Source organism: Kitasatospora sp. NPDC059408, from assembly GCF_042751525.1.
In the GTDB taxonomy this organism is placed as follows: Bacteria; Actinomycetota; Actinomycetes; order Streptomycetales; family Streptomycetaceae; genus Kitasatospora.
This window is the reverse complement of the sequence record NZ_JBHYWI010000157.1, coordinates 1-9,090: the sequence shown is the minus strand read 5'-3', so window position 1 is coordinate 9,090 and position 9,090 is coordinate 1. Positions and strand designations below refer to the sequence as shown.

The 9,090-nt window shown below is 74.7% G+C and carries 7 protein-coding genes; 6 read left to right on the top strand and 1 reads right to left on the bottom strand.

Annotated features, from left to right (window positions below; translation table 11 throughout):
• Together ACFXDE_RS43240 and ACFXDE_RS43235 are read left to right on the top strand one after the other, a co-directional pair.
• Window positions 1-1,270, top strand: a 1,270-nt coding sequence (locus tag ACFXDE_RS43240) for an RNA polymerase sigma factor (RefSeq protein WP_380499707.1), incomplete at its 5' end; no start/stop codon positions are given.
• An 81-nt stretch (window positions 1,271-1,351) separates the two neighbouring features.
• Entirely contained in the window at window positions 1,352-2,956 is a 1,605-nt protein-coding gene (locus ACFXDE_RS43235) for a multicopper oxidase family protein (protein WP_380499706.1), read from the top strand.
• On the opposite strand, the gene ACFXDE_RS43230 is transcribed toward ACFXDE_RS43235, so the two are convergent.
• Window positions 2,935-4,269, bottom strand: coding sequence for an MFS transporter (locus ACFXDE_RS43230; protein ID WP_380499705.1), 1,335 nt, complete (start codon window positions 4,267-4,269; stop codon window positions 2,935-2,937). The two genes, ACFXDE_RS43235 and ACFXDE_RS43230, sit on opposite strands and share 22 nt — an antisense overlap.
• Before the next feature lie 225 nt (window positions 4,270-4,494).
• Here ACFXDE_RS43230 and ACFXDE_RS43225 point away from each other — a divergent pair, with 225 nt between their 5' ends.
• The 4 genes from ACFXDE_RS43225 to ACFXDE_RS43210 all read left to right on the top strand — a co-directional run bounded on the left by ACFXDE_RS43225 (window position 4,495) and on the right by ACFXDE_RS43210 (window position 9,015).
• Window positions 4,495-5,193, top strand: a complete 699-nt coding sequence (locus ACFXDE_RS43225; protein WP_380499704.1) for a hypothetical protein — start codon at window positions 4,495-4,497, stop codon at window positions 5,191-5,193.
• 78 nt (window positions 5,194-5,271) lie between these two features.
• Window positions 5,272-5,685, top strand: coding sequence for a nuclear transport factor 2 family protein (locus ACFXDE_RS43220; RefSeq protein WP_380439188.1), 414 nt, complete (start codon window positions 5,272-5,274; stop codon window positions 5,683-5,685).
• Window positions 5,686-5,764: 79 nt separating this feature from the next.
• Window positions 5,765-6,787 (top strand): methyltransferase, encoded by a 1,023-nt coding sequence (locus tag ACFXDE_RS43215; RefSeq protein ID WP_380499703.1) that lies wholly within the window; start codon window positions 5,765-5,767, stop codon window positions 6,785-6,787.
• Window positions 6,788-7,002: 215 nt separating this feature from the next.
• The gene (locus ACFXDE_RS43210; protein ID WP_380499702.1) at window positions 7,003-9,015 is read left to right on the top strand and encodes a trypsin-like serine protease; all 2,013 of its coding nucleotides are present in this window, start codon (window positions 7,003-7,005) and stop codon (window positions 9,013-9,015) included.
• The last annotated feature ends 75 nt before the right edge of the window (window positions 9,016-9,090 follow it).

The following is a 9,090-nucleotide window of genomic DNA, read 5'->3' as shown; positions in this document are numbered from 1 at the left end:
GGTCTGGCGGATCGAGTCCGCCCGGATCGTCGGCGCGCTCACCCGCTACACCGGGGACTTCGAACTCGCCGAGGACGTCGCCCAGGAGGCGCTCGCCGAGGCGCTCGTCTCCTGGGCCCGCGACGGCGCTCCGGCCAACCCGGTCGGCTGGCTGCTCGCCACCGCACGGCGGCGCGCCATCGACGGCTTCCGGCGCCGCTCCGCCCGGGACGAGCGCTACGCCCGGCTCGCGGGCCGCCTCGCCGAGGGCGAGGCGGCCCCCGGCGCCCTCCAACCGCCGGAGCGCACCGACGAGTTGCCGTGGGACCCGGACCGCGTCGACGACGACGTGCTCGCGCTCATGTTCATCGCCTGCCACCCCGTGCTCTCCCCCGAGGCGCGGGTGGCCCTCACGCTGCGCGTGGTGGCGGGCCTGTCCAGCGAGGAGATCGCCCGCGCGTTCCTCGTGCCCGTGCCGACCGTCCAGGCCCGGATCACCCGCGCCAAGAAGACGATCGGCGCCGCCGGCGTGCCGTTCGAGCTGCCGCCGGCCGACGAGCGCCGCACCCGGCTCGGCGCGGTCCTCAGCGTCCTGTACGTGATCTTCACCGAGGGCTCGACCGCCACCAGCGGCGACGACCTGCTGCGCACCGACCTCGCCCGCGAGGCGGTCCGGCTGGCCCGGATGCTGGCCGCCCTGCTGCCCCGTGAGCCCGAAGTGCACGGCCTGCTGGCCCTGTTCGAGCTCACGGCGGCCCGGTTCCCGGCCCGGACCGGGCCCGACGGCGAGCCGGTGCTCCTGGAGGACCAGGACCGGCGCCGGTGGGACCGCTCGGCGATCCGCCGCGGCCGGGCCGCCCTCGACCGCGCCGCGGCGGCCGGGCGCGGCCTCGGCCCGTACGGCCTCCAGGCCGCCATCGCCGCGTGCCACGCCCTGGCGCCCTCCGTCGCGGAGACGGACTGGGAGCGGGTCGTGCTCCTCTACGAGGCGCTCGGCCGGGTCGCGCCCTCGCCCGTCGTCGAGCTCAACCGGGCCGTCGCGGTGGCGATGGCGAGCGGCCCGCAGCCGGCGCTGGACCTCGTCGACGACCTCGCCGCGACCGGCCGGCTCGCGGGCTCCCACCTACTGCCGACCGTCCGCGCCGAGCTCCTCGCCCGCCTCGGCCGCACCCCCGAGGCCCGCGCCGAGCTCGACCTGGCCGTCCGCCTCTGCGCCAACGCGCGCGAACGCTCCGTCCTCCTCCGCAAGGCCGCCGCCCTGGCGGACGGCGACGAGGAAATCCGGGGGTAAGTCTTGTCGGGCGCATGCCGGTTGCTGAATCCTGGCGCCCGCACCACCCAACCCTCACCCAAGTGAATACGGAGAACCCTGATGTCCCGTGACATCGGAGCGGACGCGCACGCCCAGCGGCGGCGAATACGGCGCACCAGACGCCTCATCCACGCCGTGACCGCCGTGGCGGTGCTGCTCACGGCCGCCGTCGGCGCCGACGCGGTGGCCGTCTCGCCGGCGGCGGCCCCACCGCCGCCGCCCTCGACCGCCGAGCAGGAGAAGGGCATGCGGGCAGGCATGCCGTTCCAGGACCCGGCCACCGTGGACGCCACCGGCAGCGCGAGCCCCGACCTCACCCTGACGCTCGACGCGGCGCGCAGCCGCTTCGACGTCTCCGGGCGCGAGGTCCACGGCGCCTCCTACACCGGCTCGTTCGTGGCGCCCACCGTGCGGGTGGCGCCCGGATCGACCGTCACCGTCCACCTGGTCAACCACCTCCCGGTCGCGACCAACCTGCACTTCCACGGCCTGCACGTGTCCCCGGAGGGGCAGTCCGACGACCCGTTCCTGTGCGTGGCGCCGGGCGGGTCCACCACGTACCGGCTGGAGATCCCAGCCGACCACGCGCAGGGCACGTTCTGGTACCACAGCCACGCGATGGGCACGTCGTGCCCCATGGCCGACGGCATGGCAGGCCACGACGCGGGGTTCGCGCCGGGCGACGTGGAGAACCAGATCTTCGCGGGCCTGTCCGGCGCCCTGATCGTCGGGGACGACCGCACGCTGCTGCCGGCGGGCCTCCGCGACGTCACGGCGCACACCGTCGTCCTCAAGGACGCCCAGCTCGACGCGGGCGGGCACATCCTCCAGGGCACCGCGGCGGACCCGCTCCAGTCCGGCAACCCGACCGTACGGCTCGTCAACGGCCGCCTCCGGCCGGTGCTCCCGATGCGGCCGGACGAGACCCAGCTGTGGCGGCTGGTCAACGCCGGGGCCGACATCTTCTACCGGCTCCGGCTGGACGGCCGCCGCTTCACCGTCGTCGGCGAGGACGGCACGCCCGTCGCCGCGATCACCACCGCCGACGAGCTGCTGCTGCCCCCGGGCAAGCGCTACGACGTCCTCGTCACCGCGAGCGGCACCCCCGGCCGGACCGTCCTGCGCACCGCCGCCTACAGCAACGGCCCGCAGGGCGACGCCTATCCGGACGTGCCACTGGCCACCGTCGCCGTCACCGGCCGCCCGGCCCACCGCCTGCCGGAGCCGACCGGCGCCCTGCCGACCGCCCCGGCCGACCTCGCCACCGCGCCCGTCGCCCGGCGGCGCACCCTCGACCTGTCCGAGAGCGCCGACGGCAACACCTTCTACATCGACGGGCAGCAGTTCGCGATGGACCGTTCCGTCTTCGACACCCCCGCCCGGCTCGGCACCGTCGAGGAGTGGACGATCGTCAACCACTCCGGCGAGGACCACCCCTTCCACCTGCACACCACCGCGTTCCAGGTCCTGTCCGTCGAGGGCGCCGCCCAGCCCTACACCCACCGCCAGGACACCGTCCCGGTGCCGCACGCGGTCGACGGCGTCCCGGGCCGGGTCGTGATCCGCGTCGCCTTCGAGGACTACCCGGGCCGGTGGATGTTCCACTGCCACATCGCGGCCCACGAGGACCACGGCATGATGAGCTACATCGACGTCGTCCGCTGAACCTCGCGGGCCACCTGCCGACCGTCCTGGCGCGCCTCGGACTCCACGGGCCGCGCCAGGGCGGCCAGCCGGCGGGCGGCCGCTCGGCGCTGGACCGCGCCCAGGGCCGTCACCACCGCGCCGAGCCCGATCCAGCCGACCGGGCCGGCCGTCATCACCACGCCGGTCAGCAGCAGCGGGCCGGCCGACTTCTGCACCGACTGGGACATCCCGGCGACGCCCAGGTAGGACGCCCGCGCCTGCGGCGGGGCCAGGCTCACCGCCAACTCCCAGGAGCTGACCGAGCGCAGCAGTTCGGCGAACGTCACCAGCGCCCCGGCCGCGAGCAGCGCCGCCGAGGCCGCCCACGCCCCGCGCCCGGTCGAGGCCGCCATCAGCAGGCAGCTCGCGAGCAGCGTCACGCCGTACCAGGCCAGCGACTTGACCGCCCCGCTCGGCCCCTGCGCCCAGGCGGAGACGCGCAGTTGGAGCACCACCACGAGCACGGTGTTGAGCACCAGGAAGGCGGGCACGAGGGCGTGCGGCGCGGTGGTGTGGTGGACGAGCCAGAGCGGGAGGCCGACGTTGAGCACGGAGTCGTCGAGGTTGAGCGGCATGTCGAGGAGGACGAAGAGCAGGTAGCCGCGGTCCCGCCAGGGGCTGCCGGCGGCCGGCTCGGGCCTGCTCGGCGCGGTGCTCCGCGTCACCACGAGCCCGTGCCCGGCCGGTTCGCCCGTCCGCCGGACGAGGGCCGCGGCCAGGACGAAGGAGAGCGCGTTGGCCAGGATCAGCGCGCGGTAGGCGGTCACCGTGCCCACCGCGAGCCCGGCCGCCGCGACGCCCGCTCCGAGTGCGTAGCCCGCGTTGGCGACGCTGCGGAAGAGCGCCTGGTACTCGCCGCGGCGCTCGCCCGCGACCCGGGTCGCGAAGAGCATCTCCAGCGTCTTGGCGCCGCGCTCGCCGAGGCAGGTGAGTGCGACGAGGAGCAGCATCAGGACGTACTGGTCGACGACGAGCAGCAGGGCCATCGTCCCGAGGCGCAGCAGGTGGCACGCGGTCAGGAGGCCGCGGACGGTGAAGCGCTCGGCCGCCCGCCCGGCCAGCGGCGAGCCGGCGATCCCGGCGACGGCGGCGACGCCGAGCAGGAGGCCGAGCCGGCCGGCGTCGAGTCCGCGGACGAAGGTGAAGTACAGGACGGAGGCGGCGGCCCAGACGCCGGTGCCGGTGCGGTCGACGAACTGGGCGAGCAGCATCGTGCGGGCGTCCGGTCCGCCCGGTGGCCGCCGCAGCTGTCCGATCAGCCCGCCGCCGCTTCCGTTGGCGCTCCGCCCCATGGTGCTCCCCCGTCCCGTTCCCCGGGGCTCACCCCCGGATCAATCTCGACATCAAGATACTTCACATCAAGAGTTCTGGCGAGATCCGGGGGCCCGGGTTCCGCTCGCACCGGTGCTGCCGCCACACTGTCGCGAGCGCAGGAGAACAGAGGCGTGCGAGCACAGGAGAGCGGAAGCGCGGGAGCGCAGGAACGCAGGAGCGCACGAACGGACGGGGGCCCGGGCATGGCACGCCGCAGGAACAAGAAGCAGAAGAGACCGCTGAGCGACGGGACGTTCCGCCCGAATTCCGCCGCCGGGAAGGCCGGGAAGCGGCGGCCCCGCAAGGACCGGCCGCTCAAGCCGCGGACCGTCCGCATCACGGCGCTGCTGACCGGGCTGCTCGTACCGCTGCTGGTCGTCGGCCTGATGGTGCTCGGCGCGAACCCGGACTACAGCCTGCCCTGCGCCGTCGCCGCCGTGATCGTGTTCATCGCGGGGCTCGGCGGCCTGATGGCCCTCCGGACCACCGGGTGGGTGCTGTGGCCGGGCGTCGTGCTCGGGATCGCGCTGCTCGTCCTGCCCATGAGGGCCTTCCAGGCCGAGGTGATCGCGCACCGCGGGGTGCGGACCGACGTCGTGGTCACGTGGGCCCACTCGGCCAAGGACAAGCGCGGCGTCGTCAGCTGGACGTGCGGGATCCGCCACGCGGACGGGACGCCGCTGCCGCACGGCGAGTACAGCGGGTCGGGTTGCGACGGCCCGTCCGACGCGGGCCGGAGCACCGTCGTCCTGGCCGACCCGGAGGGCTACGTCCCGCCGGTCGCCGCCGACTACGACCTGTCCTTCGTCGGACTCGGCGTCTACGCGGTCGCCGGCGCGGGCGCGCTCTGGGGCCTGCTGACCCTGGCCGCCGCGCGCCGGACGCCGCGGAAGCCCTCCTGACTCACCGTCATCCCCCTTCGCCAGTGGAGCGTCCCTGTGATTATGTGGCCTCCCGTGCCCACGTCCAGGGAGACCGACATGCCCCGAACGCCGCAGCAGATCTTCGAGAGCTACGTCCACGCCGGACCCCTGTCCCGCGACGCCGACGCCCTCGCCGAGACCTTCACCGAGGACGGCGTCTTCGAGGCACCGTTCGTGCCCGCCGACGCCGACTTCCCGCGGCGCCTGGTCGGCCGCGAGCAGATCCGCAGCGCGATGGCCGAGCAGTACCGGCGCGGCGGGAAGGTCGGCCGCACGCCGAACTTCGCCAAGTCGAGCTACGTGCTGCACACCACCACCGATCCGGACGTGTTCATCGCCGAGATCGACACGGTCTTCGACGGGGAGGGGGACGAGGGCGACACCACGGCCTCGCTCGTCCAGATCTTCCGGATCCGCGACGACCGGATCGCCCGTCTGCGCGACTACTTCGCACCGGACTTGGTGGACTGAGCACGCCGTTGCTCCGCCCGGGTGGGCCCGCCCGCGCGCCCTGGCGCGCCGGCGGCCCCGGCTCGCTAGCTTGACCGGCATGAACGCCCCCGCCTCCCCCACGCCCGCCATCGCGATGCTGCGCCTGCTCGGCGGGTACCAGATCGCCCAGGCCCTCTTCGTCGCCGCCAGAGCCGGCCTCGCCGACCAACTCCTCGACGGACCACGCCCGTTGGCCGAGCTCGCCGCCGTCACCGGCCTGCGCCCCGACCCGCTGGCCCGGATCGTCCACGCGCTCGCCGGCGAGGACGTCTTCGCGCTCGACGCCGACACCGGGCTGGTCCGGCTCGGCCCGCTCGGGCGCACCCTCGCCTCCGGCGTCCCCGAATCCGTCCGCAACATCGCCCTGATGTGGATGGACTCGCACTACCGCGCCTTCGGCGAGCTGTGGGGCACCGCCGAGACCGGCCGTCCCGCCGCCGAACTCGCCTACGGGGAACCGTTCTTCGACTGGGTCGGCGAGGACCCGGCCCGGGTGGGCGCGTTCACCGCCGCGATGACCGACTTCGCCCGCGCCATCCGCCACCACGCCCTGGACGCGGTCGAGCTGGACGGCGCACGGACCGTCGTCGACATCGGCGGGGCGGACGGCGCCGTCCTGGCCGTCCTCGCCCAGCGCGACCCGCACCTGCGGGGCACCGTCTTCGACCTGCCCCACGTGGTGGCGGCCGCCCCGGACGTCCTGCGCGCCCACGGGGTCGACGACCGGATCACGACGGCGGGCGGCGACTTCTTCGTCGAAGTGCCGCCCGCGGAGGACTACTTGGCCTGCTTCATCCTGCACGACTGGTCCGACGAGAAGGCCGGGCACATCCTCGCCAACGTCCACCGCGCCGCCACCGCGCCCGACGCCCGCCTGACCCTGGTCGAGACCGTCCTCGACCAGGGCGCCGCCCCCGAGGTGGCCTCCCTCCTCGACCTCACCATGCTCGGCATGCTCACCGGCCGCGAACGCTCCGCCACCGACTGGCGCGACCTCCTCGCCGCATCCGGCTTCCGCCTCGACCGGATCCGCACGACCCAGGGCCCGATGTGCGTGATCGAGGCGACCCGCCTCCCCTGACAATTCGACCGGATTCCCCCGAAGAGCGAAATCCCCATTCCGAAGGAATACCGCCGCAAAACCACCCGGAACATGACGACCCACCAGGGACTCGCCGGGGCGGCCGGCGACTTTGACGGGCGAGGAATGCGGGCGATAGCGTCCGATTGATCATTTCTTTGCCGGCTCGGGGGGTGCTGGTGCCTCCCGGGCACGTCCTCTTACGGGAGATTCTGGTGCGTACAGCTCGAAGACTGGCCTGGCCCCTCGGCGCAGCCCTCGCGATACCCGTGATGGCCGGTTCGGTGCCGGCGGCGACCGCCGCCGAGGCCGCGCCGGCGCCGGTCGCGGCGGAAGGGTTCGGCTACCCCGACGCGGCCAAGGTCCTCGCGGACCGGAACATCACCCTCACGGCCGGGGACGGGCACATCGTGCTCGCCGACTGCGCCTCGGGGCCCGGCCTGGTGCAGCTGTACAGCCGCACGGCCAACCCGAGCCTGGTGTGCTTCCGGATCACCGGGCCCACCGGGTACCTCGCCCTGCAGATCCCGCAGGTCTACAACATCAAGGGCGACGACCACACCATCAAGGCCACGCTGAACACCGCGGGCACCGTCAGCAGCCTCGACGTCAACAAGAACGCCTGGACCCCGGTCGGCGAGGGCGACGCCAACAGCTCGACCACGCTGCTGGAGCTCAACGCCACCGACGGGCCGGCCGCCCCGGCCGCGGGCACCGACTACCAGGCCGTCGGCACCGTCGCCTTCGGACAGCCCGGCCACCCGGGCTCGCGCGCGTGCACCGCCGCCCTGGTCGACCGCAACTGGGTCCTGACCGCCGCCTCCTGCTTCGGCGACAACCCCGCCGCCGGTGCGCCCGCGACCGCGAGCACCGCCACGATCGCCGGCCACACCGTCGGCATCGCCGAGCTCGCCACCCGCGGCGACCGCGACCTCGTCATGGCCCGCCTCGCCACGCCGGTGGACGGCGTCACCCCGCTCGCCGTCTCCGCCACCGCGCCCGCGGCCGGCGACAGCCTGCGCGTACCCGGCCACGGCCGCACCGCCACCGAGTGGGCGCCGTTCCAGGTCCACACCACCACCCACACCGTCGGCGCCGTCGCCGCCACCGGCATCGACACGGCGCCCGCCGCCGGCGCGGCCGCCCTGTGCCAGGGCGACGCCGGGGCCCCGCTGCTGCGCGACCGCAACGGCACCCCCGAGATCGCCGCCGTGGCCGTCCGCTCCTGGCAGGGCGGCTGCCTGGGCACCCCGGCCACCGAGACCCGTACCGGGGCGACGTCCTCGCGCGTGGACGACCTCGGCGCGTGGGTGCAGCAGGTGCGGGCGACCGCGACCGGCTGGAAGACCCAGGCCCTGGTCAAGGGCGACAACGGCCTGTTCCAGGCCACCCGCCTCTACGACGGCAGCTGGACCGCGTTCCAGGACGTCCAGGCCACCGCGGGCAGCATCGGCGGCGTCAAGTCCGTGGCCGCCGCCGGCATCAACGGCGACACCCACGTCCTCGCCCTCGGCGGCGACGGCCGCCTCCACCACTCCCTGCGCAAGCCCGACGGCACCTGGTCCGCCTTCGGCGACGTCAACCAGGCCGCCGGGGAGCTCGGGAACATCACCCAGGTCTCGGCCTCCTCGATCGGTGCCGACCTGCACGTCGTGGTCCTCGCCGGCGGCCAGGTCTTCCACACCGTGCGCCACGCCGACGGCACCTGGACCGGCTTCGGCGCCGTCTTCGGCGCCGCCGGACCGCTGAACGGCGTCACCTCCGTGGCCGCCGCCGGCACCGGCAGCGAGCTGCAGGTCGCGGCCGTCGCGGGCGGCACCGTCCAGCACACCGTCCGTGCCGCGGACGGGACCTGGAGCGGCTGGGGTGCGGTCGCCGACGCCGCCGGCCCCATCGGCACCGTCGCCTCCGTCGCCATGGCCCGTCAGGGCGGTGACATGGACCTCGTCGCGGTCACCTCGACCGGCGCCCAGTTCCACACCATCCGCTTCGCGGACCGCACCTGGCAGCCCTTCCGGCCGCTGACCGGCGTCCTCGGCAACATCACCGCCGCCTCCGTCAGCGCCGCCCCCGTCGACGGCGACGCCCAGTTCGCCGTCACCACCACGGACAACCGCGTCCTGACCACCGCCCGCCACGCCGACGGCACCTGGGCCCCCGTCCAGACCCCCGACCTGACGGCCGTTCCCGGCAACCACACCGGCACCGCCATCACCGGCACCCTCTGACGACCGTCACCCGACCGTCCCCACGGACGGCCGGCGCCACGTGACGATCGCTCCCGCGGCCGCCTCGCCCCACCG